The organism is Acinetobacter sp. COS3 (assembly GCF_000475335.1).
Lineage (GTDB): Bacteria > Pseudomonadota > Gammaproteobacteria > Pseudomonadales > Moraxellaceae > Acinetobacter > Acinetobacter venetianus.
Genome location: NZ_AXCD01000001.1, coordinates 144,178 through 171,177, shown reverse-complemented (window position 1 = coordinate 171,177; position 27,000 = coordinate 144,178). Strand labels below are relative to the sequence as shown.

Here is a 27,000-nt window from a genome sequence, read left to right as displayed (position 1 = left end):
ATGACCATGATTATTATTTTGATTGCTGTTTTTGCAGTCATTTTATTCTTTTTAGCGAATGTGAATAAGGCTAAAGGTAATAGAGGTGAGCGCAACCCAATCAAAGGTAAACGCATCATCACAATGAATGAACAACCAACTTTTTTAAGATTACGAGAAGCTTTGCCTGAGCATATTGTTTTAGCACAAGTTGCTTTTAGTGCATTTATGACAGCAAAAGGATATGCAACACGTAATTTATTTAATCGTAAAGTTGCTGATTTTGTTGTCTTAGATAAACAATTTAATGTAGTTGCGATTGTTGAACTCGATGATGCTTCACATAAAGGTAAGGAAGAAAAAGATGCTGACCGAGATGCATTAATTGCTGAGGCTGGTTATCGTGTGATCCGTTATAAAAGAACGCCTGACCTAGAGCAAGTACAAAAAGATTTTGGAATTATTAAAGTTGCTGAACTCGTTGAAGAACCTTTGGCTGAACCAAAAACACATTTAGTATCAGATGCATTTATTGTTGAAACAGATACCAATGAGCAAAAAATATCTTAAATTTTATTTTGATACTCAAAATAAAAAAGCCACTGTCTGAAAGATGCAGTGGCTTTTTTGAATTTGGCGTCCCTACGGGGATTCGAACCCCGGTTACCGCCGTGAAAGGGCGATGTCCTAGGCCTCTAGACGATAGGGACTTCTTGAGGTGGGTGTATATTAGGGTTCTGTCACCAAAGTGTCAAGAAGGTGAGGAGACAGTTTGTTCAAAATATAGCAAAACAGTTCAGCTGTCTTCTGAGTATCATACAAAGCAGAGTGCGCTTCTTTACCGTCGAACTCAATACCAGCTTGAATACATGCGCGAGCTAAGACAGTTTGACCAAACATCACTGCACTTAGCGTCACTGTATCAAAGACTGAAAAGCTGTGAAATGGATTCTGATTTTTTGTGCCAGAACGTGCAATCGCAGCTTGTAAGAAACCCAAGTCAAAGTGAGCATTATGACCCACTAAGACCGCATGAGTACAATGCTGGGCCTTACGAACTTCATTCAATGACTTAAATATACGACGTAATGCTGTTCGCTCATCTTCAGCCATTGCGATTCGCATTGGGTTAGATGGATCGATACCAATAAAATCTAAAGACCGACGATCTAAATTTGCGCCTTCAAATGGATTGATATGTGCATGGAATGAAGGGCCTGGAACAAATTGTCCTTGTTCATCATAGACAATCGGAATACAAGCAATTTCGAGTAAAGCATCGGTTTGCGAATTGAAACCTGCTGTTTCAACATCGACAACAACAGGTAAAAATCCACGAAAACGCTGACCAATGACAGGAGCTTTGTTTTCTTCTTGGGTCACACTTTTCTCCATTGCAGTGTTTTACCTGCATGAAGTGGAATAATTTTTTGACCATCAAGATAGTCAAGCGACTCAGCTACGGTATTATCTTCTTTAACTAAAGTAATTGTAGACGTATTACGTGGTAAACCATAGAAATCTGCACCAAACATGCTTGCAAAACCTTCTAAACGTTCAATTTTACCCACTTGATCAAATGCTTGTGCATAAAGCTCAATTGCATTTGGTGCGCTGTAGCAACCTGCACAACCACATGCATTTTCTTTGGCATTTTGCGAATGTGGTGCACTATCTGTACCCAAGAAAAATTTTGGATTACCACTTGTTGCAACTTCCAATAATGTCGTTTGATGCGTTTGACGTTTTAAAATTGGCAGGCAGTAGAAATGCGGTTTAACACCACCGACCAATAAATCATTACGATTGAAAAGTAAATGTTGCGGTGTGATTGTTGCAGCAACATTACGATCTTGTTCAAGAACAAAGTTAGCTGCATCACTGGTTGTAATATGTTCTAAAACAACTTTTAGTTTTGGAAATTGCTTTAACAGTGGAGATAAAATTTCATCAAGGAAACGTTTTTCACGATCGAAAATATCGACATGATTATGAGTGACTTCACCATGCAAGAGTAATGGAACTTGATGTTCTTCTAATTGCTCGATTACGGCATATACTTTACGAATATCACTCACGCCATTATCCGAATTGGTTGTTGCGCCAGCAGGATAAAGTTTGATGGCATTAACAAATTCAGATTCTTTAATTTTACGAACTTCATCAGGTGAGGTGAAGTCAGTAAAGTAAAGTACCATGCGCGGATCGAAATGAAGACCTTCAGGTACGTGAGTTAGAATACGTTCACGGTAAGCTAAAGCTTCTTCTACCGTTTTTACAGGTGGAACTAGATTTGGCATACAGATTGCGCGCGCAAATTGTTTAGCTAAATCAGGTACAGTACGCTCTAAGGCTAAACCATCACGCAGGTGGGCGTGCCAATCATCTGGTTGTAAAAGGGTAATCGTGTTCAAGGTGCACTTCAAACTTAAAAATAATACAAATAATAATGCATAAAGTGTGAAAATGGTAACTACAATTACGGATAAGTGGTTAATCAAAGTGCACGACAAAATGACAAATTGTGTTATTTTTATGCGGCACAAGAATACAGCATTATAAGAAGAGTTAGAGGGATGGAAAATCAGTATGATCTTGAACAGTTAAGGCGGTCGAAAGAAGAGTTAGAGCAGCTTGTTTTTCAACATTTTAAAGGGAAGAAAACACAAAAGACTTTACCGTCTCAACTAGAAAATGAGTTCTGGCAATTTAATATTGATAGAACGCGGATTAATTCAATCCAATTTTTTGGTCAGGGTGTGATTACTTATACGATTTTTGTTCTCCTCATATTGCCTTCAAACTTTCTAGTTATCCGTTCTAGTCCCAATTTTATTGCCGATTTTGTTTATAGTATTTTGAGCCTGCTCATAGTAGGCGGTGCATTATTTTTATTTTGGGTATTTGCTCGTTTTCGCAGGCTCAATAAACTATTTTATCCTGCCGTTTGTTGCATCGTATTTTCTACGATCGTTTTTCCATCGTTATTTATGATGAGTATCACCAATGTTGTCCTGCAAAATCAGGCAATGGTGATGATTGCCTTTTTATATATGTTGGGATTTATCCTAAGTGGTATCCGACCTACACATATGTTATGGCTAGGATCAGTCGCTGCTATTGGTATTTTAGTCTCTTTATATTTACTAGAAATACCCTGCGATTTTTTAATGTTGGGGCGGACATTTATTGGCAGTTTACTTTTAGGTTTTTCTATTAGTGTGATGCTGACATCTAAAGAACGAAAGTTATTTTTAAAAACTAAAATTTCAGAAATAGATGAAAGAATTTTACGTTTACAGGCTTCTGAGTTACTTCATTTAAGCCAGCATGATGAATTAACCAAAGTGTCAAATCGACGTACTTTCGAAGAGATGTTTAGTTATTATTATGACTTGGCATGTCGTGAAACCAAGTCAATGTCTGTGCTTTTTATCGATATCGATTATTTTAAAAACTATAACGATTTCTATGGTCATCAGATGGGTGATCAAGTAATTTCAGCAATTGCGAAAACAATTAAAAGTTCGATTCGACATATGGACTTTATTGCACGCTATGGGGGAGAGGAGTTTGTTGTTTTATTACCTGAGACCTCAGCACAAGGCGCTTATGCCGTTGCAACCAATATCTATAAAGCCATTGATCGGCTTATGATCCCACATGAAAAATCTTTAGTATCCAATCATGTGACCATCAGTTTAGGAATTACAGTATTTAATGGCAATCCTAAAATTAGCCAAGATGTCTTGATTCATACTGCTGACAAAGCGTTGTATCGCGCTAAACAATTGGGTCGGAATCAGATTTATTATCAACCCTTACCGATCGTAGAATAAAAAAACCGAATATAAATTATATTCGGTTTTTATGTCGCTCGATTGTCAAAATCATTCTAAGAATTTAACTGTAACACCTGAACGGACTTTAGCACCTAAATCATTTGCATCCCAGTTGGTTAAACGGATACAACCATGTGATGCGGTCTTAGAAATTAAAGATGGGTTTGGTGTGCCATGAATACCAAATGATTTTTTACTTAAACCAATCCAGATATTGCCGACTGGAGCATTTGGACCAGGTGGTAACGAGAGAGGTTTAAGATTCTTACCTTGTACAAAGTTAGAAGGTGAATAGCTATACCAAGGGTTTTTAGCAACACCTGTGACTTTATAAGTTCCTGTTGGTGAAGGTGTATCTGTGCTGCCAATCGTTGCAGGAAATGAGGCGATCATTTGGTTTTGGCTGTTGAACAAATAAAGTTGTCTAGCGCCTTTGTGTGCAACGATTAAGTGAATGTCTTCAGGTAAATCGTTGCGAACATTCGCAACAACGATTTTTTCACCCACTTTTTTAAAGTTCGCGCGAGGGTTAAGTTGTTTTAGGAAATTTTCATCCATATGGAATTTTTCGCCTAACATTTCTGTTACGCGAGTGTAATAAAGACCTTTCATTTTTGCTTGTAAAGCATAGTCAGAAGGAATTGAATCTGCATATGGCCCTTTTAGGTCATCTTCAGTGATGGTGTACTCAACATAAGCAGGTTTAGTCTGTTTTGCGACTAATGCATCCCATGTTTCTTTGGTCAACTCACCTGTTGGTGTAATGCCATTCATTTGTTGGAATGAAGCAATCGCTTTTAAGGTGTTTTTACCACTTGAACCATCAATTGCACCTGGTGAAGCGTGCGCATTATTTAGCATAACATGGGCGCGGGCATAGGCTGGGTGCTTACCTCTTGGTAAGCCTTCAGGCCATTCAGCATTATTAATCGCATCCATTTTCCATGACTTTGGAATTTCTGGTGGTAAAGCTGCTGTTGTAGTATCTGGAGCTTTGTCTAGGTTCGGAGATACGACAGATGCAGTATTTACTTGTGGCTGTGAAGCTGGTTGAGCCACAACAGCAGAAGCTGGGCTTGTATTCATCACAGGTTGTGAAGCTGGTTGAGCTACAACACTTGATGTTGCACGATCAATTGCCAAAGGATCTATTGGATCTTGGACTGGTGCTGAGATTATTTTTGGATTTAAAGGTTGCTCAGTTGTTGGAGCAGCGAAAGCAACATTAGCAATAATACAACTTAAACTCATAGCGAGTAATGAGCGAACAAACATGTAATTCAACCTTAAGAATTATTCATATTGAGATATAAGATGTTGCAAGTATTACAGAAAATAAGCTGAGTTGCAGTAGCTGTTTTGTGTCAAAGCGAAATTTTTAGCCCAAGGCAGATTTTTTGTATGGAATTATAATTTCTAGGCTAACTTTGCTATCATGCGCGCTACATGAAAGAATTTAGAGATTGGTAATGACAACGTTGAAAAATGATCGTTTTTTACGAGCTTTATTACGTGAACCTGTTGATACAACACCTGTGTGGATGATGCGTCAGGCAGGTCGTTATTTACCAGAATATCGTGAAACTCGTGCTCAAGCAGGTGATTTCCTTTCTTTGTGTAAAAATACTGATTTTGCTTGTGAAGTGACTTTACAGCCATTACGTCGCTATGAGCTTGATGCCGCAATTCTTTTTTCAGATATTTTAACAGTTCCTGATGCTTTAGGTTTAGGTTTGTATTTTGAAACAGGCGAAGGACCAAAGTTTCATAAAATAGTCCGTACTGAACAAGATGTTGCAAATTTGCCTAAGTTAAATGCGAAGTCGGATCTAGCATATGTCATGAATGCAGTTTCGACCATTCGATCTGCTTTAAATGGTCAAGTACCTTTAATTGGTTTTTCTGGTAGCCCTTGGACACTTGCAACATATATGGTTGAAGGTGGTTCAAGTAAAGAGTTCCGTTTTACGAAGAATATGATGTATGCACAGCCAGAAGTATTGCATGCGTTATTAGATCATCTTGCAGATTCCGTTATTGATTATCTAAATGCACAAATTGATGCTGGTGCACAAGCAATCCAAATTTTTGATAGCTGGGGTGGTGCATTAGCACATCGAGAATATGTTGAATTCTCACTCAATTATATGAAGAAAATTATTGCAGGTCTTCAACGTGAAAAAGATGGTCGTCGTATTCCAATTATTGTCTTTACCAAAGGTGGTGGACAATGGCTAGAAGCGATGGTGGGTACTGGTGCAGATGCTTTTGGGGTGGATTGGACCACGCCATTATATACAGCGAGAGATGTGATTGCTGGTCGCGCAGCATTACAAGGCAATCTCGATCCAGCAGTACTGTATGGTTCAGCGGCATCCATTGAAAAATCAGTAAAAGCAATGCTCGATGATGCTTATGCGAATGGCGAAAAAACAGGTTATGTTGCTAACTTAGGGCATGGTATTACGCAATGGGTTGATCCTGCTCAGCCGAAAATCTTTGTTGATACCGTTCATGAATATAGTGCGAAATATTTAGGTTGATTTAAAAACTCTAATCAATATCTGATGTTAGGATCAATCTTGTGCAGTTGATTGTTTTACCGCTACATTTTATCGCTAAGGCAGCTTCGGCTGCCTTATTTGGATTATTACTTTTAATTGCTTTTGCATTAACAGCACCGATGGGAAGCAATGAGTATTTTGGTTTCTTCCGTTATGATTATCTGCTTTTTTATGCTTTGATCATTCAAGCTTGCCTGATCTATTTGAAGCTCGAGTCATGGGCAGAAGCAAAAGTCATTGCTTTGTTTCATATCATGGCGATGGGGATGGAGATTTTTCTCACACATCCAGCAATTGCTTCTTGGCAGTATCCGCAACCTGCTGTATTTAAATTACTTACAGTGCCACTTTTTGCTGGGTTTATGTATTCGGCTGTAGGTAGCTTTTTTGCGAGATCTCTTAGATTATACCAAGTTGCATTTGAGCACTTACCAAGATTCAGTAATATGCTGTGCCTCGCTGTTTTATCTTATTTAAATTTCATGACTAAGTTTTTTATTCCAGATATCCGTATTGCATTATTTATCTGGAGTATCATCATTTTTTGGAAAACAAAACTACATTTTCAGCTTCAGCAGAAGCATTTTAAAATTCCAATGTTACCTGTTTTGTTATTATTGGCTTTCTTGATTTGGATCGCAGAAAATATTAGTACATTTTATAAAATATGGTTGTATCCAAGCCAAGTTGATGCATGGCATATGGTGGGATGGGGCAAGTTAGGTTCATGGTATTTATTATTACTATTAAGTCTGGTATTGGTACTTAAAATTCTAGGTAATCGCAATGAAAGTGGAATGTGGCAGTTAAAATAAACTGTATTTTTAGATAAATATGATGATTACAAAGCTCGGTTTATAAATATTTCAACTTTATTTCAAAATCTATTTGCTAAAACTAGTTAACCTCGTTATTTTAATGCAAGTGTATGAATGTGAAATTCACAGCACGATAGTGATAACAAATACCAATAAATAATTGATACTGGAGATCTTTCCTATGTTTAAAAAAATTGCATTAGCAGCTTTATTGGCAGCTGGTTCAACTGTAGCAATGGCTGACAATGATGTTGGTTGTGGTGTTGGTACGCAAGTTTGGGCTGGGCAAAAAGGTGTTGTACCTAAAATTCTTGCAGCTACAACAAATGGTATTTTTACAAACCAATTATTAGGGATCACTTTTGGTACTTTAGGATGTCGTCAAGGTGGTACAGTGACTGCTCAAGTGGTGACATTTACCAATGAAAATGCGGAAGCTCTTGCGCGTGATATGGCTGTTGGTCAAGGTGAAAGCTTGAATGTTCTTGCTGAGCTTATGCAGATTAAAGCTCAAGATAAAGCACGTTTCTTCGCAGTTTCAAAAGCGAACTTTGCTGAAATTTACTCAAGCAAAAATCAAAATACACTTCAAGTTTTAGACTCTCTACAAGGTGTTATGGCAAAAGATGCTGTATTGAAAGCTTATGTCTAATCTTTGATACTTTGAAACCCTGTCACTTGGCAGGGTTTTCTTATATTCGATAGTAGATTGCTTCGATCATTTTATTAGTTCGCAATAAAAAGCTGATGTATGAGAGAAGTGATTTGTTGTCAGATTGATAATTCTTAAAAATGTTTGTTGCTGAATGAAATTTGTTACTTGTATTGTCGCTTCTATATTCTGTCAAGCTGCTTATGCTGTAGCTCCATCTGATATTCAAAACTATATAAATCTAGCTGAACAAAAAAAATTGGATCAAGACATGACGTGGCAACGATTGATGTATGCTGATCAATCACAAACCAGTGAGGTGAATTATAACGGCTATTTTTATGCGCTTGATGGTAAAACCAATATAAAAAATGAGCTTCATGCAGATATTCAAACTTTGTTTCAACAAACTGAAAATAATCAGTCTATTCGCTGTAAATTTCCTGCACGTAGCCGCTGGTTGATCGAGCAGTTGCAAATCCCAACTCAACAACTTCCCAATGTGGGCTGCGATGACTTTGATACGTGGATTAATCAGATCAAGCCATATAAAGCAACCTTGATTTATGCAACTGACTTTATGGGTAATCCAAGTTCGATGTTTGGGCATACACTTTTGCGATTAGACCCCAAAGATCAGAAACAACTTAATTTAGTTTCTTATGCTGTGAATTATGCTGCTACTGTAAATGGTCAAGATAACTGGTCATATGCTTGGAAAGGGCTAACAGGGCAATATCCTGGTGAATATTCCTTAATGCCTTATTATCGTAAAGTCAAAGAATATGGTGATTTTGAAAGTCGTGATTTATGGGAATATGAACTCAACTTAACTCCCGAGGAAACACGCTTCTTGGTGGAACATATTTGGGAAATGCAGCATGTGAGTTTCCCTTATTATTTTGTCAGTGATAACTGTGCTTATCGTTTGTTAGGACTGATTGATTTGGTTCGGCCAGAGCTAAATTTAAAAAAACAGTTTAATTATGCTGCGATTCCAATTGAGACATTAAAAGCAGTTGATGATCAGAATTTAGTGAACGATGTCGTTTATCGTCCAGCACTTGAAACTCAATTGCTTTCACAGGCGAAGCAGCATGGGACACATTTGGCTAAAGTTGCGCACAAAGTTGCTTTGCTACCATCAGATCAAATTCAAGCTGTTCTAAGTGCTTATAACATTCAAGATCAAGCTAAAATTTTAGAGATGACATACGACGACTTATATTTGCAATTTGTCAGTCGCGTTGTTGAAACAGAAATTGCTCAACCGCGATTACGACAACTATTAGCATTGCGTAGTCAAATAGAAGTTGAGAAACAACGTCAAGAACCGACTCGCCCGAAGATGCAACCTGTTGAAGGACATCATGCGCGTAATATCTCAGTCAATGTAGGGGAATTACAAGGCAAGGCATTTGTTGAGTTAGGACATCGCCAAGCCTACCATGATTTGATTGATCCTCAAGGTGGCTATCGCTTAGGTACGCAGCTTTTATTTTTAGATGGAAGTGTTCAATATCGAGATGATCAACTCAAACTTGAGCATTTGGATTTACTTTCGGTGAATTCTTATAATCCGATTCAACCCTTCAAATCACCAATCAGTTGGGGCTTTAATTTTGGTTGGAAACAAAAAGCGGTTCAAGATGGCAAATTTAGTGAAGATCAGCAGCATGGTGTAATGAACTTAAACATGCAGGCGGGCTATAGTTTGGCAGATTATGATCGACGTCATCTATGTTACGCCCAATTACAAGGGCATGTGCAAGGTGGAAAAAACTTAGATAAAGGTTGGCGCGTTGGCATAGGGCCAACGGTGGGTTGTATGAATCGATGGACAGGTCGAATCAATAGCGTCTTACAAGTTGAATTGCCGTATTGGCAAGATCAGAATCAGTGGAATCTAAAACTGGGCTCTCAATTCCAATATAGTTTAAATTCAAATAATGCTATGCGATTGAGTTGGGACTTTGAACAACAAGATCACAGGGATTGGAATAAAGTCGGTTTAGGTTATATTCGTTTTTTCTAGATCTTAGACTTCTCTTAGAGAGTTCATTGTTTCTAATGGACTGTGTTCCTCTATGGTAAAGAAGTCTAGTCATAATCTATTTGAATAAAAGAGAATACTAATACTATGCCTCAACCACGACATAATATTTCTTTACAGCCTCAACGACTTCAAATGTACCGACAAAAGATGGCGGAATGATACCCGCTTGACCTGCTGATATTTCAACAAAAGACTTGTTGTCAGTATCATGCAAGCGAACAATTCCTTCGATGACTTGGAAAAATTCTTGTTTGTTGTCAGCAAATACAATATTCCACGCACCCACTTCGCATTGCCAAATGCCACAACTCATATTGGGATGTTCATAGAGGCTGTGTGTCAAACGTTGCGGATTACCTGTTACGAGTCGATCAGGTCGAGGATAGTCTATCGCTGCATTCGTCTGCTCTAAACTAAATGGATCGAGTAATAATGCTGTAGCTGTCATATTTCATGATGGGCGTGCTTAAATTAAGCTAATTATAAAGCATCTTTATACGTCTAAGTTAAGCTTACTAAAATGACAAAATGAATTTGATTAAGAAAAATTAGAAATAAAAAAGCCTCAATTGAATTGAGGCTTTAAGAGCCATATTACTTAGTAACTTTCTGGTACAGCACTTAAAAATTCACGACGTGCATCTTTATCAGTCTTAAAATCACCAACAAAAGAAACGGTACGAGTCGTAGATTCTTGTTTACCTACGCCTCGCATCATCATGCACATATGCGCTGAATCAATCACCACTGCAACACCACGTGCTTTCGTTACATCAGCAACAGCTTCGGCAATTTGCTGGGTTAGATTTTCTTGAATCTGCAAGCGGCGAGCAAACATTTCTGTAATACGGGCAAATTTAGATAGACCTAAGACTTGACCTTCTGGTAAATAAGCAATGTGTACACGACCATAAAAAGGGAGCAGGTGGTGTTCACAAAGTGAATAAAATTCAATATTTTTAACCAATACCATTTCATGGTTATCGGATGGGAAAACCGCACTATTTGTAACTTCTTCAAGCGTTTTACTATAACCAGAAGTTAAAAAAGAAAAAGCTTTAGCCGCACGCATAGGCGTATCTTTGAGGCCTGGGCGATTCAAATCTTCACCAACGGCAGTTAAGATGTTTGCGTACGATTGCTGCATAGACATAACAATGTTCACTTAGGTGGGTTGAACAAAACGGGAATTGTATCAGAAAACGATTCAAAAACTTACTTTTGAGTCAAATGCCGATTATTGTTTGTACTTTGGATTCTTTTCTGCTCGTTTTAATAGGACTAAAACAGCACCAGTGCCGCCTTGATTTTCAGGCGCACTGACAAAAGCAAGAACATCGCGATGTTGTCTGAGCCAGCCATTTACATAGGTTTTTAAAATTGCTTCTGGGCCTTTACCATGAACAATTTTAATGACGTTTTGATTTTCATCTTTGGCCATTTGAATGATTTGTAAAACTGCAGCGCGCGCTTGTTCAACTGTACAACCATGCAAATCGACTGCTTCGAACCAACGAATTTTACCAGCTTTCAAATCTTCAAATACTTTGTGTTGTAGGGTCGCAATGCGATAGCTCAATGCTGCTTGACTGGCAACAGGATTTAAAATGGCTTGCGTATCTGAAATTTCAGTAAGTTCTTGCTCAGCACCACCTTCTGCAGCAGCGCGCTTTGCTAAAGTTTGGGCATCGACTTTTTTACTACGCATAACTTTGGTATCGGCAATATTTTTATTGTCGATCGGTTTGACCCCAAGAAGGGCTTTTTTAAAAAGTTCTGTATCTTCCAATTCTTCAGCGGCAGCTTGCGCCTTTTTTGATTCGGCTTGCTTCGCAATCGCGCTGGATTGTGGATTAGAGATTTGCTTTTTAAAGGCTTTCAGTAAATTAAACTGATCTTTAGAAAGCGATGAATCATGTTTACTCATAATTTTAGAAAAATAGGCAAGATACGAGAGAAGTGTAAAATTATAGTCTGAATCCGTGATGATTTGAACTGAATTGCATTCATGCGATCTTTGATAAGAGGACTCAGTAATTAGCGATAAATAACAATTGATTATCTAAAATGAAATCGTAGTTTATATTGAGGGCTTATATAGCCTATATTTTATAAAACATTCACCACTCAATATAACTTCACCCTCTAATTCAAATCCCAATAAATAAATTCCTTTTAAATTTTCTCTTGTTAGAGATAGTAAAATATTAACTGACTCGAAGCCCATATTATTTTTCCAAGAAAATAAATGAGGCATAAAAAAGCCCAATGATAAGGAATTGGGCTTTTCATCTAATTTAAATTTAAACCTGTTTTGGCTGACCAAACAAGTCACCAAATGCCACATCAGGTCTAGGCTGTTTCATAAAACTCTCGCCAACAAGGAACGTATGAATATCATTGGCTTGCATCATTGCAACATCGTCAGGTGTGGCAATACCACTTTCAGTGACTAACAAGCGAGATGCGGGGAGTAATTTCTTCAAACGAATGGATGTCTCTAAATCAACATCAAAGGTTTTAAGATTACGGTTGTTCACGCCTAAAATACATTGCTCAGAAAGTTTTAATGCACGCTCTAACTCATATTCATCATGTACTTCAACCAATACATCGAGCTGATGTTCAAATGCGGTTTTAGACATTTCTTCTAATTGTTGATCGGACAAGCAAGCCACGATTAATAAAATACAATCTGCTTGTAATGCACGTGCTTCGACAACATTGTAAGGATCAACTAAGAAATCTTTACGCAAAGCAGGTAAGGCACAATGTTGACGTGCAATGGCAATATTTTCATCTGTACCTTGGAAGAAATCTACATCTGTTAGAACAGAAAGACACGCTGCACCAGCTTGTTCGTACTGTTGAGCAATTTCAGCAGGATTAAAGTCTGCACGAATCACGCCTTTAGATGGAGAGGCTTTTTTAATTTCAGCAATCACAGCAGGACGTTTGTGTTGTAAGGCATTGGCGAAACCACGTACAGGTGTCGCTGCTTTTGCCCATTCTTCAACATCATGCAGGTTACGTTGTTTTAAACGTGCTGCAAGTTCCTCATGTTTACGGTCAACAATTTTACCGAGAATGGTATTTTGAATATTGATCATGAGAAGTCCTTAGTCTGCTTGATATTGTTTCAATGTTTTGGTGAATTCAGCCAAGATACTCATTTTTTCAGTGGCTTGACCGCCATAAAGAATATCTTGAGCAAGTTCAACAGCTTGTTTGTAGGTGCTAGTAATGCCTGCAACATAGATGCCTGCACCTGCGTTCAGTGCAATCATATTGGCAGCTTTTTCGCCAATCTCTGATTTATCTCGACCGAGTGCATCTTTAATCAGTTTTAAGCTTTCTTCAGAACTATTGACTGTTAGACCTGATAGAGTTTGAGATTGAATACCAACATCATCTGGACTTAATGTCCATTCCGTAATTTCGCCATTCTTTAGTTCAGCGACAGCTGTCGGCGCAGCAAGGCTAATTTCATCCAAACCATCTTTAGAATGCACAACCAGTACATGCTCTGCACCAAGTTGTTTCAGTACTTCTGCAATTGGGCGGCAAAGTTCATCTGAGAATACACCAATGACAAAACGGTTCACGCCAGCAGGATTGGTGAGTGGTCCTAATAAATTAAAAATACTACGAATACCTAACTCACGACGTGGTGCAACCGCATATTTCATTGCTTTGTGGTGATTAGGTGCAAATAGAAAACCTACACCAATTTCACGGATGCAACGTTCAGTTTGCTTCATATCGAGATCAAGTTGGATACCCATTTGCTCAAGCACATCAGAAGAGCCAGATTTGCTTGAAACGCCACGATTACCATGTTTTGCAATTGTTGCACCAGCAGCGGCGATCACAAAACTTGAGGCAGTTGAAACATTAAATAAATTTTGTCCATCACCACCCGTTCCGACGATATCGACGAGGTGTGGAATGTCGCTAACATCAATCTTAATTGCAAATTCACGCATGATCCGTGCAGCAGCAGTAATTTCATCTATGCTTTCACCTTTCATACGCAGACCCATCATCAGCGCGCCGATTTGAGCATCTGTCGCTTCACCTTGCATAATACTGCGCATTACATCTTCCATTTGCGGTTGGGTAAGATGAATGTTTTTAGTAATGTGATTGAGAGCCTGTTGGATATTCATAGTCATGAGTTACAGCATTATGATTGATTAAAAAATTTCAGAATTAAATAGATTGATCGCAATTGGTTCGGTATGACTTGAGTGTGATACATGATCTAAAAGCTAGCCAGTTATGTTATCAGAAAATAATGTAGATTTTATACGCTTTAAATAAAAACTATCTTGTGCTTCAAAATTAGACATATTGCTATATTTTTCAACTATTATAATCAGTGAATAAATAATTTCATCAATACATAATTCTGTCTTTATGGAAACAAGAATATGCAGATCAGCCAGCTTTTTAATTATCCAGTGAAGTCCTGTAAAGGAAATAAACTTTCGACAATGGATATTGATGGTTTTGGTCCTAATTGGGATCGACGTTGGATGATTGTTGATCCTGATGGGCGGTTTATCACCCAAAGGCAAGTCGCAGAAATGGGACAAATTGGTGTTACGGTTTCATCTGATCGCGTATGTTTTGATTATCAGTCAGAGAAGATCGAGCTCAGTATGATCGAAGCGCAAGGTCAGAAAGATGAGCGCTTAGTGACAGTTTGGCAAGATAAACTTTCGGGGAATCGTATTCATCATCCTGTTAATGCTTGGTTGAGCCAAAAACTTGGACGAGAGGCACAGTTGATTTATATGCCACAAGAGACAATTCGCCAAGTAGATTTAGAGTACGCACAGTTAGGTGATCGCGTAGGATTTGCGGATGGCTTTCCATTCTTGATTATTAGTGAAGCATCTGTTGAGTTTCTAGCTGAGAAAGTAGGTTATCCGCTGGATGTACAGCGTTTTAGACCCAATATTGTGGTGTCGGGGTGTGATGCATTTGCTGAAGATCAATGGAGACAGATACAAATTGGAGATATTGTCTTTGATCTTGTTAAACAGTGCTCTCGATGTGTGATTCCAACAATTGATTTGAAAACAAGTCAAAAGCAACCAGAAATCATGCAAGCAATGCTCAAATATAGAAAACAGGGTACTAAAGTCATGATGGGGCAGAATGCATTACATCGTGGAGAAGGGCATATTACAATTGGGCAGGAAGTAAAAATTATTCGTTGAGTTTAATTCTTAGTTTTTATGAAAAGCCAATTCATTTCAATGAATTGGCTTTTATATATGGAAATTAGTTTGATTAAGCTATCTCATGGTCTGGATTTCTAACACCTAATAATTGACTTGTTGCTGTTCCTGCCGTCATTGAACCATTGACGTTAAGTGCAGTTCGTCCCATGTCAATTAAAGGTTCAATTGAAATGAGTAATGCCACTAAAGTGACAGGAAGTCCCATAGCCGGCAGTACGATGAGGGCTGCAAAGGTTGCACCGCCGCCAACACCGGCAACACCAATAGAACTAAGTGTTACAATCACAACCAGTTGCGCTATCCAAAGTGGATCTAAAGGATTAATTCCAACAGTAGGGGCGACCATTACGGCAAGCATTGCTGGGTATAAGCCAGCACAACCATTTTGACCGATCGTTGCACCAAACGAAGCTGAGAAGCTTGCGATTCCTTCAGGTACGCCAAGCTGTTTGGTTTGTGTTTCGATGTTTAATGGAATGCTTGCTGCGCTGGAACGACTGGTAAAAGCGAAGGTTAAAACAGGAAATACTTTCTTGAAAAAGTCGATCGGATTAACACGAACAAATAATAAAATCAGTCCATGAACGATAAACATGATTGCAAGGCCCAAGTAGGATGCTGCAACGAATTCACCTAATTTCACAATATCAGCTAGGTTTGCGCTTGCGACCATTTTCGTCATGAGTGCCAGTACACCATAAGGCGTAAACTGCATCACTAAACGAACTAAACTTATAATGAGTGCTTGTAATGCCTCAATTCCTTGTCTGATTCTTTCACCATTTACAGCATCTTTTGCCATAAGCTGTAATGCTGCAACGCCTAAGAAAGCTGAGAAAATAACGACGCTAATAATCGCTGTCGGGCGAATGCCTGTTAAATCCGCAAAAGGATTTTGTGGAAAAAGTGACAGCAATAATTGTGGAATATTGAGATCAGAAACTTGACCGATATATTGGCTTTCAATTGTGGCGAGGCGAGCGGCTTCTTTGGTTCCTTGAACAAGACCTTCAGCAGTTAAGCCGAATAGATTGGTCACGCTAATCCCGACTATGGCAGCAATTGCAGTGGTGAATAGCAAGATTCCAATGGTGAGTACACTTATTTTACCAAGAGAAGTTGTTTGATGTAACTTTACAACAGCACTTAAAATCGAAATAAAAATAAGCGGCATGATCACCATTTGTAAGAGCTGAACATAGCCATTTCCGACAATATTAAACCAAGCAATAGATTGTTCGATGATGGGGTTATCACCGTAAATGGTTTTTAATGCAAGCCCAAAAACGATACCGACAACCATACCAATCAAAACTTTCTTTGAGAGGCTCCAGTCTTGGCGATAACTAAAAAATAATCCTGCTAAAAGCAAAATAAAAACGAGAATATTCAATAATACGAGAGCATTCACAATAAATGTCCTGATAGATGGCTCAGGGAGGAGGGAGAGTTATTTAAGTTATAAATTCTAGCATTTAAGCAGTTTTTGGCTTAATCATTCCTACTCATAAGCTTAATCATAAAAACTAAAAAGAAGCTTCGTGTAAGTGTTTTACATTACTTTAATTAGTTGAAAGATCTTTTAGTTGTTGAAATTGAATCATTATTTAAAATTTATGTGGATTATATATTTTTCTATCCACCTAATCATTTGGAGAAATAGATTTGAAAAGTAACTTTTAGATGCTCAAAATAATAACAGCCCATTGTTTAGAGGGCTGTATATTTTAAATTTAGACTGACTTATGCATAAATTTCTAAGAAATTTTTAAAGATTTGATGCCCATGTTCACTGAGAATTGATTCAGGGTGGAATTGAACACCTTCCACAGGAAGAGTTTTATGTTTTACACCCATAATTTCTTCAATTGTTCCATCTGCTTGATTGGTCCAACAGGTGACTTCTAGACAATCAGGAAGTGTCTCTTGTTCAATTACAAGTGAATGATAGCGTGTTGCAGAAAAAGGTGATGGTAAATTACTGAAAATACCTTTATCGCTATGGTACATATCCGATAATCGACCGTGCATCACAGTTTTGGCGCGAATGATATTGCCACCAAAAGCTTGGCCAATAGACTGATGCCCTAAACATACGCCGAGTAGAGGAATTTTACCTGCGAAATGATTAATTGCAGGAATTGAGATACCAGCTTCAGTTGGAGAACAAGGGCCAGGGCCAATCACAAGGTATTTGGGCTGCCATCGTTCGATGTCCTCTAATGTAACTTGATCATTACGAACAACTTTTACTTCTTGATTTAACTCGCCAAAATATTGAACGATGTTGTAAGTAAATGAGTCATAATTGTCAATCATTAGAAGCATGATTATAACCTTTTGAAAATATACACTTTAATTGTGTTTTCGACTTTGTGGATTCACTCTAAATTCTAAAATTTGAAAAAACAAGAAATGATAGAATCATAGAGGAGAGTCATCATAACAAAAACAAAGAATCAATGTGAGTGAAATCGCAAGAATGAGTCTGAATGTTTATAAACTTTGTTCAGCAAAAAAACGACAAAAAATGAAGAATAAAGTTTTGTAATTGAAAGACTTGATAAAATAAACACAAAGTGAATCTAAAGTCTAAATGAATTGATTGGAATCAAGCTGAAAAGAATGATATAAAAAGCCAATTTATGCTAACAAATGATGGCGTAATTGGCACTACATTGGTTCTTTATCATATGTTCTGCACTATTTTGGTTCATAATGTCTTTTTTGGGGACGCGCTAAAATAGAAATGTGTGAATATGGTGCATTTGCGAATATAAACATTATAGTGGACATAGGATATGGAGCTTAAAGCATTTTTTCTGTAAAGAATTTCAATGTTTTAGGTATGCTTTATAATTGTTGGTATGATAATTGCTAATTATATCCCAACAACTAACACGCACTTAACAAGTGCATATAAATTTCATTGGAGCAAATGAGCATGGCGAACAAGGTCCTTCAACTCATCAAAGAAAGTGGCGCAAAATGGGTCGATTTTCGCTTTACTGATACTAAGGGTAAAGAGCAACACGTAACTTACCCAGCTGACACGATTGATGAAGATACATTTGAAGACGGTAAAATGTTTGATGGTTCTTCAATCGCTGGTTGGAAAGGCATTGAAGCTTCTGACATGATCTTACGTCCAGATGCTGAAACAGGTTTTCTTGACCCGTTCTTTGCTGAGCCTACAGTTGTTGTAACTTGTGACGTAATCGAGCCATCTACTGGTCAAGGTTACGAGCGTGACCCACGTTCGATTGCTCGTCGTGCTGAAGAATATTTAAAATCTACAGGTATCGGTGATACTGCATTCTTTGGTCCAGAACCAGAATTCTTCGTATTTGACGAAGTAAAATGGGACATCGATATGTCTGGCGCTCGCCATACATTAATCGCTGAAGAAGCTGCTTGGTCTACTGGTAAAGATTACGAAGCTGGTAACTCTGGTCACCGTCCGCGTGTTAAAGGTGGTTATTTCCCAGTTCCTCCAGTTGATTCTCACCAAGATATGCGTGCTGAAATGTGTGCTCGTATCGAAGACATCATGGGCCCTGGCCGCGTAGAAGTACATCACCACGAAGTTGCTTCTTGCCAATTAGAAATTGGTGTGAGCTTCAATACAATGGTTCGCAAAGCTGACGAAGTACAACAGTTCAAATATGCTGTTTGGAACGTTGCTCACCAATATGGCAAAACAGCAACATTCATGCCTAAGCCAATGGTGGGTGATAACGGTTCAGGTATGCATGTTCACATGTCTATCTCTAAAGATGGCAAGAACTTGTTTGCTGGTGATGAATATGCTGGTTTATCTGAAATGGCATTATTCTTCATTGGTGGTGTAATCAAGCACGCGCGTGCATTAAATGCGATTACTAACCCATCTACGAACTCTTATAAGCGTTTGGTTCCTCACTATGAAGCGCCAATTATGCTTGCTTACTCAGCACGTAACCGTTCTGCGTCAATCCGTATTCCATATGTTTCTAGCCCTAAAGGCAAGCGTATCGAAGCTCGTTTCCCAGATCCAATGATGAACCCATACTTAGGTTTTGCTGCATTGTTGATGGCTGGTCTTGATGGTATCCAGAACAAGATCCATCCAGGTGAAGCAGCTGACAAGAACTTGTACGATCTTCCTCCTGAAGAAGAAGCAAAAATCCCAACAGTTGCTCACAACTTGGAAATGGCGATTGAAGCACTTCAAGCTGATCACGAGTTCTTGTTAAAAGGTGGCGTGTTCACTAAAGAAATGCTTGAAGCATATATCGAACTTAAAACTGAAGATGTACGTCGTCTTAACACGACTACTCACCCAGTTGAATTCGACATGTACTACAGCTTGTAATACATTGTTATTCAGAAAAGCTCGCTTCGGCGAGCTTTTTTTATGTCATTAATAGATTGGAAGATTGTACATATTTACTGAAAAATTCATGTAAACTAAACGCGATGTTTTTAGTGGGCAACGCATGCGAAATTTACGACCAAACAGAATAAAAGGCAAAGAGATCCCAGCTGAATTAAAAAAATGGTTGTATGCGTCAGGTTCACTAACACAGCAGCTCACCGATCTAGGTGATGGTGAGTTTCATGTAGAGCGAATAAAAGAACATTATCAACGTCTAACTTTTACGGACAGCCAGTGGATGCGGATGCCTTATCAGCATATCGCATGGGTAAGAGAAACCAATCTTTATGGTAGTGAGTCCGAAGCTTGGGTAAAAGCCAAAAGTATTTTTCCGATTCTAAGTTTGCAAAAAAAAGCGCGTATATTTAAGCATATCGGGAACAAACCGATTGGGTGGTTCTTATTTCAACGTACAGACCCTAAGTGTGAGCGACGTGTGATCTATCTTGCAGAGGGTTGGACTAGGCAAAGTTGTTATACGTGGCACGGTTGTAAATTCATTGTGCAAGAAACTTTCTTGCCAGCTTTTGAACAGTTTATTCGACAGCATTGACTCTAAGGATTCTTCATGGAAACAGTGCAACATATCTCTTGGCGGCAGCGTTTAGAAGCCTATTACTATTTATGTCGTTTTGATAAACCAATTGGTACAGAACTGGTTTTGTGGCCGACAATGTGGGCATTATGGATTGCTTCAAAGGGTATTCCTGATTTAAAAGTACTTGTAATCATGGTTTTAGGCTGTTTTTTTATGAGAGCGGCTGGTTGTGCAATTAATGATTTTGCTGACCGAAAAGTTGATGCCCATGTTGAACGGACTAAGAATCGCCCTTTAGCAACAGGTGTGATTAAGGCAAGAGAAGCTGTATTCGTATTTTTGGGCTTAGTTATAGCAAGCGCATGCTTATTATTTTTCTTACCAATTGAAGCGTTTTATTGGTCATTTGGGGCGCTATTTTTAGCCTTTATTTATCCTTTTATGAAACGCTATACGCATCTGCCACAAGTGTTTTTAGGTGCGGCATTTTCGTGGTCAATCCCTATGGCTTATGCAGCAGTAGGGAAAACACCTGATTTGACATGTTGGTTATTATATTTTGGTAATTTAGCGTGGACTGTTGCCTACGATACTCAATATGCAATTACTGATCGTGAATACGATTTAAAAATTGGTGTGAAATCTACCGCAATTTTGTTTGGGCGATTTGATATTCAAATTATAGGATTACTGCAAATTGTTAGTTTAGGCTTAATAGGCACTGCACTATATTTAGAAAATCTTTTGCTGCCATTTGGGTTAATCGCATTGATATTCGTAGGATTAGATTTTATTTATCAAGCAATAAAAACCAAAGAACGTGATCCACAAATCTGTTTTTGGGCATTCCGTCACAATCGATGGGTTGGAATGATTATTTTTGCAGGAATTTTTTTAGAATTAATATCTTAATCTGACTGAATAGTTGAAAAGTGTCCTATACAAGGGCACTTTTTTTATGTATTAATAACAGTGCATGTAGTTTCATGCTTAAAAAAAAGACAAAGACTAAAAGGATATTTTATGAAACGGTCAAAAATTGCATTGGCAATGACGTTCTCAATTTCAGCACTGTTTTTATCAGCATGTAATGATAATGGAGATGACAATAAGCGTGCTGATTCCGACAAGACATATTTGTATGAAAGTAACTATGCTAAGGACAGTATAGATAATGCTTCTTCGATCAAAGTCATGACCTACAATATGACGAATGTTCAGGGGAAAACAGCGGAAGCTACGGCAATGGTGATATTTCCAAAAGCGATCCAACCGAAAGATGGCTATAGAGTTGTTATTTGGGAGCATGGGACGGTTGGGGTGGGTGATAGCTGTGCACCAAGTAATAATCTAATTAATCCTCGATTTAGAATCCTGGCAGATAGTTTGTTGGCAGCAGGTTATGTGATCGTTGCTCCAGATTATGAGGGTTTGGGTACATCTGGAGTTCACCCATATTTAAACTTGTCTAGTGAGGCGAAGTCTGCACTTGCTGCGGTTAAAGCTGCAAAAGATCATTATGGCACGCAGTTGAACGGTGAGTGGATGTCGATTGGCCAATCACAAGGTGGTCATGCATCATTGGGTACGGCAGAGTTTGCTAATGCGGATGTGAGTTATAAAGGGGCAGTAGCAGGCGCACCAGCATCAAGTTTAGGGACTATTATCCAAATTTATATTGATCCGCAATTTAATCTTGATACGAATGGTCAACCTAAGCCTGTAAGTAAGCTCGATGAGAGCTTGTTACAAGTGCGTTATGCAGTTGCAAATAACCTTCTTACACCTGCACAAGGTCAAGCAAAAATTGAAGAAATAGCAGATGGTTATGCTGAATTGTTAGCTTATGCTGCTTTAGCAAGTGCGGGGATCAAAGCAGAGCAACCAAACTATGATTTGAAAACAATCTTTACATCAGGTGCGGCTGATATTGCTGAGTTAGCTTATGGGCGTAATGGTGATGATGGGGCTTGTTTGAGTTATTCTGGTGAAGATGCTGCAAATGGTTTACATGAGAAATTCAAAGCAGGGATCGTTGCTTACTTAGTCGATCCAACACATCAACTGTCAGGATACGGTATTGATCTGACGAAGTTTAAAACAGATCCTGTTGTGCAAGAGTTTTTAAAATCAACTCAGCCGGCAACAAATGCCACAGCTGAAAAGGTAATTAAAACTCCTGTATTGATGCTTCAGGGAGAGAAAGATCAAGCTGTACTCCCCGTGGTGACACAAAGTATGTTTGCCAACATGAAAGCGAAGGCTTTACAGTTCTTCCCACAAGCAGGTTATGAAAATGGTTATGAGTTGAAGATTGTTCCGAATGCGACTCATACTCAAGCAATCATTTGTGAAAATGCCAAAGCTGTAGATTTTATTCAAGCCAATATGTCTGCGGGTACAGGTATTGTACTAACTGATGCGCAAAAAGATGCGAGTCAAAGTCCGCACTGTACGGGATTATTTTAACCCCACAAAACTGTGATTTTAATTTTAAGCAAGGAGCCTCTTTATAGAGGCTCTTTTTTTGTTATATTGTTGCATTCTATTAAGGCTTAATTTGAGACAGAATCCTTTATGAGTCAGAACGCTGCTGAAAAGAGACGTATTCCTTGGTTGTTAATGAGTTTGGGTTTACTCATTCCAATTTTTATTGTGGGTATGGCATTTCTGGCTGCAAAGAGTGATGCTGAAACTAAGCGTAAATATGACCAGCAACATGCCGAAATTGCTAAAAAATTTGAACAGCAGAAAAATGCTGAGCAAGTTGCAGAAAATCAACCATAAAGACCAAATTCAGCGAATATCCATCTGTAGCTGTTTTACAGATGGAATTTGCGTATAACGTTGTACGAAATAACCTGCCTCTTTTAGCATTTGATCTCTCTGCTGGTCTTCTAGCTCTTTACCTATATGACTTGGGTCATCTAATTCAACAATCGCAATAACCTTCATCTCTCTATTTAACACCACAAAATCAGTCACTTTTCGATTGAACTTATTTCTTAATTTATAATGATCACTTGTTATGAGTGCGCTAAATGCAACCTGAACCAATACATGATCATTAGGAAAAGCTTGTTGTAATCGTAGAAACATTTGTGATTCAAATGAGGTAATAACGGGTCGTGCGAAGAATTTTTGTTTTCTAAAGAAAACGGGTAGGCAGCTATATAAAAGAAGTGCTGTACTGATACATCCAATAAGGATGAAAATAATTTGGCTGGATTGAAACATATTCTTATTGAGCTGTGAATAAAAAAACCCACTCATGAAGAGTGGGTTTTTAGAATCTTGGCTCTCCCACCTGGGCTCGAACCAGGGACCTGCGGATTAACAGTCCGTCGCTCTACCGACTGAGCTATGGGAGAATCTGGATATGCATTCTATGCATGAAGTAGAGGATGGTCAAGTCATTCATAAGAAAAAAATTAAATATTGATTTAATTGTACTTTTTATCATCATTTTCAGACATTTCTTATAATTAAAATAATTGAGCATTAAAAAAGCCCTTATCAATGATAAGGGCTTTTAGAATCTTGGCTCTCCCACCTGGGCTCGAACCAGGGACCTGCGGATTAACAGTCCGTCGCTCTACCGACTGAGCTATGGGAGAATCTGAATGCCATTATAGGGGGCTTTTGAAATCGGTCAAGTTAAAAGTGTCATGTTTTCTTCATTTTTATATCGTATGGTTTTTATTTGCTCAATTAGTTTGAAATTTAAAAAATAACTTGAACTTTGGAAATGCTATTGCTAGATTCGAGGTAGAAAGCGTTTAGATATCTATCTAAGCAGTGTGGATTTAACCCTACTTGCCAGCACTAAAATGGCTAAATCGGAGGTCAAAATGACTATTCTCAGTATTCAATCTATCTTTTCAAATCTTTCTTATTATCAAGAAAATTATTTAGATATCATTCAAAATCCTACACAATATTATCAATCTGTTGAAAATGCCAATATACATTTCGCTGCTTTCAGTGATGAGCGGCTGTATTTAGGTGATTTATTACAGCTTTGGTTTGGTGATAAGTGGACTGAACATCAATTACAAATTCTCGAAAAATCTCGAAATTTATTATCAAATAAAAACTTAGAGAATAGGGAAAATGCTTTATTCTTATTTGCATTTGAGAAGCAAGGACTTTTCAAACAAGCGCATGCTTATGCGTGGAATGTACTAGAGCAAAAGATTCAAAAAATAAGTTTGAATGAAAGTTTTCCCTTTTATTGTCATTACTTAAGTTTATCTCGTCCGCAGCGTCTTTCTTGATAATAAAAAAGCCTGTCGAAACAGGCTTTTTACATCTTTTTAGGTGTTAAGCTGTTTTTTCTGCTTCGATTGATGCAATTGCAGCATCAACACCTTCAATTGAATCAGCAGCTTTTTTGATGCGCGCTAAAGCATCTACTAAAACTTCGTCAGCAGTTGCATAAGAAATACGCATAAATCCACCTAAACCAAACGCATCACCAGGAACAACAGCAACGCCTGTTTCTTCAAGTAACCATTCAGAAAACTCTGTGCAAGATTTTAAACCTTTTGCACGAATAAGCGGACGAATGTTTGCGTATGCGTAAAAAGCACCGTCAGCTGGTAAGCAAGAAATACCATTGATTTCATTTAAGCCATTTACCACTAAATCGTGACGACGTTTAAATGCTTCGATCATTGGCTGTAATACATCTTGCGGACCATTCAATGCAGCTTCAGCAGCGACTTGTGAAATTGAAGTCGGGTTTGAAGTTGATTGCGATTGGATTTTTTTCATTGCACCAATGATTTTTGCAGGACCAGCAGCATAACCGATACGCCAGCCTGTCATTGCATATGCTTTAGAGACACCATTGAGAACGATGGTACGGTCATATAAATCAGGTGCAACAGTTGCGATGTTGTAGAACTCATCTTCCCAACGAATTGGTTCATACATGTCATCAGAAGCAACAAAAACTTGTGGATGGCGACGCAAGACTTCTGCTATAGCTTCGAGTTCAGCTTTGGTATAGATCATACCTGTTGGGTTTGACGGGCTGTTTAATACCACCAAGCGTGTGTTTGGTGTGATTGCCGCTTCTAATTGTTCTGGTGTGATTTTGAAGCGTTGCTCTTCGCCACATTTCACGATTACTGGTGTACCTTCAGCAATAATCACCATATCTGGATAGCTTACCCAGAATGGAGCAGGGATAATGACCTCGTCACCTTTATTTAACAAAGCAAGTGCTAAGTTAAAGAAACTTTGTTTACCACCACAAGAAACCAAAATTTGATTTGCTTGATAGTCTAAATTGTTATCGCGTTTGAGTTTCGCAATAATTGCTTTTTTTAAACTTGGAGTACCGTCTACAGCTGTGTATTTTGTAAAGCCATTATTAATCGCTTCAATTGCAGCATCTTTGATGTGTTGAGGGGTATCAAAGTCTGGTTCGCCTGCACCTAAACCAATCACGTTCTTACCAGCAGCTTTAAGCTCAGCAGCTTTGTTTGTTACTGCAAGTGTAGGGGACGGTTTGATAGCATTGACACGATCAGAGAGACGTACGTCCACGGCATTATTCCTTCTTATGGGATTAAAAATAAAAGCAAGCTATCTTAGCTTAAATAGACTTAAAAGTGGTCGAAACTTACCGTGTTTGAATAAAAAGTTACCAAATACACAGAGGTGTTTTTTACATTTTTTATTTTTATAAATACCGCAAAAATCTATTACAATAGCGACTAGAAATTTAGATTTCGAGAGAATTTCAATGAGTACCGAAAATCCTAAAGCGAAGAAAGCTTTGGTGAAATTACCATTCCCGATGCCATCTGCGCAAAATGACGATGATGATGCAACGCATAATCAGGTTCGTCCAAAACCTGAACAATATGCTGATCGTACGTGGATGCCACCTCGTGGGACACGCCGTTCTATGGGTAAACGTTAATAAAAAAGCCAATCGATATGATTGGCTTTTTTATTACTAATGACGGTTTAGAGGATGTTGTATTTCTAGTTCACCACGCCAAAGTTTAATAAAATCATATTCATCAATGTCATAGAGTTCCATCAAGGCAATAATCACACTCACAAAAATCATTGCACCTTCAGAATTGTTCTGGAAATTAAAAATCTTACCATTCAATTTACCTAGAATATCCTTGATCTCATGCTCTCTACCCCGACCATAACGATCACGCGGATAAAGTTCTTCATTTAATACAACAAGAGCAATCGCTTTTTCAGCTGCAGATAATTGAGTTTGGTTTAATGCTTCTTCAAATGATTCATAACCATGATTGAAGTAAAAAATAACTTCATCATTAATAAACGCATGTACTGTTGCTGCTGTTAAATTTGGAAATTGAGAAACTGCATCTTCTTCGATATAAGGGCGGAATGATTCTGGGAAGATAACATTGCTGTGAATGCCTTTAAATAATGGGGCGATTTCTGAAACTTTATAGCCTGCAATACCGCACCCTAAAGCCGTCAAAAAGTATTTCATTTTTGGGTGATTTTTTGCGTAGATTTTAAAATCATCCACATAATGCTCAATTTGAGAGAGTGGCATTTGTTGGATGTGTTCATTGAGTGTTGGAATCGCAAAACTTTGTCCAGCCCAACCACGACCGACACCTTTTACCGCAGCAAAATGCTGTGCTGCAACACGAGCCGCACCACTATCGTGTATGCCAGCAAGATTACTGCCAAATACAAAGACCGTATCTTCAGGGAGTTCCGTTACTATGGTTTCATCATGGTATTGGTAAGTCATTCGAATTCATATTTTAGGTTATCGTTCTACTCATGTTGCTATTGATTGGTACTAGGGTCAAGTAAAAAAATATTTAATTGTTATGTTAATAATTTCAATTTGTTAAGCATAATTTT

Annotated in this window: 27 protein-coding genes and 3 tRNA genes; 14 read left to right on the top strand and 16 right to left on the bottom strand. The window is 38.2% G+C overall.

Translation table 11 applies throughout. The features are described from left to right. Positions 1-549 (top strand): DUF2726 domain-containing protein, encoded by a 549-nt coding sequence (locus IO68_RS18140; protein ID WP_019384962.1) that lies wholly within the window; start codon positions 1-3, stop codon positions 547-549. 64 nt (positions 550-613) lie between these two features. Here IO68_RS18140 and IO68_RS18135 read toward each other — a convergent pair. From IO68_RS18135 to pyrC, 3 genes are all read right to left on the bottom strand, one after another. Next, positions 614-689 (bottom strand) — tRNA-Glu (locus tag IO68_RS18135). A gap of 19 nt (positions 690-708) precedes the next feature. Beyond that, positions 709-1,374, bottom strand: a complete 666-nt coding sequence (gene rnt / locus IO68_RS18130; protein WP_026094137.1) for a ribonuclease T — start codon at positions 1,372-1,374, stop codon at positions 709-711. Next, positions 1,359-2,393 (bottom strand): dihydroorotase, encoded by a 1,035-nt coding sequence (pyrC, locus tag IO68_RS18125; protein ID WP_019384961.1) that lies wholly within the window; start codon positions 2,391-2,393, stop codon positions 1,359-1,361. The genes rnt and pyrC overlap by 16 nt, the downstream gene beginning before the upstream one ends. 162 nt (positions 2,394-2,555) lie before the next feature. Here pyrC and IO68_RS18120 point away from each other — a divergent pair, with 162 nt between their 5' ends. Beyond that, the gene (locus IO68_RS18120; RefSeq protein WP_023012420.1) at positions 2,556-3,818 is read left to right on the top strand and encodes a diguanylate cyclase; all 1,263 of its coding nucleotides are present in this window, start codon (positions 2,556-2,558) and stop codon (positions 3,816-3,818) included. 51 nt (positions 3,819-3,869) lie between these two features. Here the strand turns inward: IO68_RS18120 and IO68_RS18115 are convergent, their stop codons facing one another. After that, positions 3,870-5,096, bottom strand: a complete 1,227-nt coding sequence (locus tag IO68_RS18115) for a L,D-transpeptidase family protein (protein ID WP_023012419.1) — start codon at positions 5,094-5,096, stop codon at positions 3,870-3,872. A gap of 194 nt (positions 5,097-5,290) precedes the next feature. On the opposite strand from IO68_RS18115, the gene hemE reads away from it, so the two are divergent. The 4 genes from hemE to IO68_RS18095 all read left to right on the top strand — a co-directional run bounded on the left by hemE (position 5,291) and on the right by IO68_RS18095 (position 9,890). After that, on the top strand, positions 5,291-6,364 hold the full coding sequence (hemE, locus tag IO68_RS18110) for a uroporphyrinogen decarboxylase (protein ID WP_023012418.1): 1,074 nt from the start codon (positions 5,291-5,293) through the stop codon (positions 6,362-6,364). A 41-nt stretch (positions 6,365-6,405) separates the two neighbouring features. Then, positions 6,406-7,200, top strand: a complete 795-nt coding sequence (locus IO68_RS18105) for a DUF817 family protein (RefSeq protein WP_023012417.1) — start codon at positions 6,406-6,408, stop codon at positions 7,198-7,200. A gap of 184 nt (positions 7,201-7,384) precedes the next feature. After that, positions 7,385-7,855, top strand: coding sequence for a DUF3015 family protein (locus tag IO68_RS18100; RefSeq protein WP_023012416.1), 471 nt, complete (start codon positions 7,385-7,387; stop codon positions 7,853-7,855). Positions 7,856-8,009: 154 nt separating this feature from the next. Next, a complete protein-coding gene (locus IO68_RS18095; RefSeq protein ID WP_023012415.1) occupies positions 8,010-9,890 on the top strand; it encodes a DUF4105 domain-containing protein in 1,881 nt (626 codons plus the stop codon). Positions 9,891-9,993: 103 nt separating this feature from the next. Here the strand turns inward: IO68_RS18095 and IO68_RS18090 are convergent, their stop codons facing one another. From IO68_RS18090 to trpD, 5 genes are all read right to left on the bottom strand, one after another. Beyond that, positions 9,994-10,359 (bottom strand): cupin domain-containing protein, encoded by a 366-nt coding sequence (locus tag IO68_RS18090; RefSeq protein ID WP_023012414.1) that lies wholly within the window; start codon positions 10,357-10,359, stop codon positions 9,994-9,996. Positions 10,360-10,509: 150 nt separating this feature from the next. Further along, on the bottom strand, positions 10,510-11,058 hold the full coding sequence (gene folE / locus IO68_RS18085) for a GTP cyclohydrolase I FolE (RefSeq protein WP_019384954.1): 549 nt from the start codon (positions 11,056-11,058) through the stop codon (positions 10,510-10,512). 90 nt (positions 11,059-11,148) lie between these two features. Next, positions 11,149-11,838, bottom strand: coding sequence for a Smr/MutS family protein (locus IO68_RS18080; RefSeq protein WP_007482739.1), 690 nt, complete (start codon positions 11,836-11,838; stop codon positions 11,149-11,151). Positions 11,839-12,214: 376 nt separating this feature from the next. Then, positions 12,215-13,021, bottom strand: a complete 807-nt coding sequence (gene trpC / locus IO68_RS18075) for an indole-3-glycerol phosphate synthase TrpC (protein WP_023012413.1) — start codon at positions 13,019-13,021, stop codon at positions 12,215-12,217. A gap of 9 nt (positions 13,022-13,030) precedes the next feature. Further along, positions 13,031-14,080, bottom strand: coding sequence for an anthranilate phosphoribosyltransferase (gene trpD / locus IO68_RS18070; protein WP_081104360.1), 1,050 nt, complete (start codon positions 14,078-14,080; stop codon positions 13,031-13,033). A gap of 264 nt (positions 14,081-14,344) precedes the next feature. Between trpD and IO68_RS18065 the strand changes: the two genes are divergently transcribed. After that, positions 14,345-15,139 carry an MOSC domain-containing protein gene (locus IO68_RS18065; RefSeq protein WP_023012411.1) on the top strand — a complete coding sequence of 265 codons (795 nt, stop codon included), beginning with the start codon at positions 14,345-14,347 and terminating at the stop codon, positions 15,137-15,139. Between the two features lie 73 nt (positions 15,140-15,212). Here the strand turns inward: IO68_RS18065 and IO68_RS18060 are convergent, their stop codons facing one another. Continuing rightward, entirely contained in the window at positions 15,213-16,574 is a 1,362-nt protein-coding gene (locus IO68_RS18060; RefSeq protein WP_023012410.1) for an L-cystine transporter, read from the bottom strand. A 332-nt stretch (positions 16,575-16,906) separates the two neighbouring features. Further along, positions 16,907-17,491 carry an anthranilate synthase component II gene (locus IO68_RS18055; protein WP_004880761.1) on the bottom strand — a complete coding sequence of 195 codons (585 nt, stop codon included), beginning with the start codon at positions 17,489-17,491 and terminating at the stop codon, positions 16,907-16,909. A gap of 610 nt (positions 17,492-18,101) precedes the next feature. On the opposite strand from IO68_RS18055, the gene glnA reads away from it, so the two are divergent. The 5 genes from glnA to IO68_RS18030 all read left to right on the top strand — a co-directional run bounded on the left by glnA (position 18,102) and on the right by IO68_RS18030 (position 22,905). Then, positions 18,102-19,517 carry a type I glutamate--ammonia ligase gene (glnA, locus tag IO68_RS18050; RefSeq protein ID WP_171054769.1) on the top strand — a complete coding sequence of 472 codons (1,416 nt, stop codon included), beginning with the start codon at positions 18,102-18,104 and terminating at the stop codon, positions 19,515-19,517. Between the two features lie 124 nt (positions 19,518-19,641). Then, on the top strand, positions 19,642-20,133 hold the full coding sequence (locus IO68_RS18045) for a chorismate--pyruvate lyase family protein (RefSeq protein ID WP_019384948.1): 492 nt from the start codon (positions 19,642-19,644) through the stop codon (positions 20,131-20,133). A 15-nt stretch (positions 20,134-20,148) separates the two neighbouring features. After that, positions 20,149-21,030, top strand: a complete 882-nt coding sequence (gene ubiA / locus IO68_RS18040) for a 4-hydroxybenzoate octaprenyltransferase (RefSeq protein ID WP_023012409.1) — start codon at positions 20,149-20,151, stop codon at positions 21,028-21,030. 111 nt (positions 21,031-21,141) lie between these two features. After that, a complete protein-coding gene (locus IO68_RS18035) occupies positions 21,142-22,587 on the top strand; it encodes an alpha/beta hydrolase family protein (protein ID WP_023012408.1) in 1,446 nt (481 codons plus the stop codon). 108 nt (positions 22,588-22,695) lie between these two features. After that, a complete protein-coding gene (locus IO68_RS18030) occupies positions 22,696-22,905 on the top strand; it encodes a hypothetical protein (protein WP_007479918.1) in 210 nt (69 codons plus the stop codon). A gap of 9 nt (positions 22,906-22,914) precedes the next feature. Here the strand turns inward: IO68_RS18030 and IO68_RS0116800 are convergent, their stop codons facing one another. The 3 genes from IO68_RS0116800 to IO68_RS18020 form a co-directional block, all read right to left on the bottom strand. Next, complete coding sequence (locus tag IO68_RS0116800; RefSeq protein WP_031234638.1) at positions 22,915-23,355, bottom strand: DUF2726 domain-containing protein; 441 nt, start codon at positions 23,353-23,355, stop codon at positions 22,915-22,917. Between the two features lie 58 nt (positions 23,356-23,413). Then, positions 23,414-23,489, bottom strand: a tRNA-Asn gene (locus IO68_RS18025). Between the two features lie 170 nt (positions 23,490-23,659). Continuing rightward, a tRNA-Asn gene (locus IO68_RS18020) sits at positions 23,660-23,735 on the bottom strand. A 234-nt stretch (positions 23,736-23,969) separates the two neighbouring features. Here IO68_RS18020 and IO68_RS18015 point away from each other — a divergent pair. Then, positions 23,970-24,395 carry a hypothetical protein gene (locus tag IO68_RS18015; protein ID WP_004880740.1) on the top strand — a complete coding sequence of 142 codons (426 nt, stop codon included), beginning with the start codon at positions 23,970-23,972 and terminating at the stop codon, positions 24,393-24,395. Between the two features lie 46 nt (positions 24,396-24,441). On the opposite strand, the gene IO68_RS18010 is transcribed toward IO68_RS18015, so the two are convergent. Next, positions 24,442-25,674 (bottom strand): pyridoxal phosphate-dependent aminotransferase, encoded by a 1,233-nt coding sequence (locus IO68_RS18010; RefSeq protein WP_023012406.1) that lies wholly within the window; start codon positions 25,672-25,674, stop codon positions 24,442-24,444. Between the two features lie 199 nt (positions 25,675-25,873). Between IO68_RS18010 and IO68_RS18005 the strand changes: the two genes are divergently transcribed. Next, complete coding sequence (locus tag IO68_RS18005; protein ID WP_004880736.1) at positions 25,874-26,053, top strand: hypothetical protein; 180 nt, start codon at positions 25,874-25,876, stop codon at positions 26,051-26,053. Positions 26,054-26,089: 36 nt separating this feature from the next. Here the strand turns inward: IO68_RS18005 and IO68_RS18000 are convergent, their stop codons facing one another. Next, positions 26,090-26,884 carry a hypothetical protein gene (locus tag IO68_RS18000; RefSeq protein WP_023012405.1) on the bottom strand — a complete coding sequence of 265 codons (795 nt, stop codon included), beginning with the start codon at positions 26,882-26,884 and terminating at the stop codon, positions 26,090-26,092. Positions 26,885-27,000: the final 116 nt, after the last annotated feature.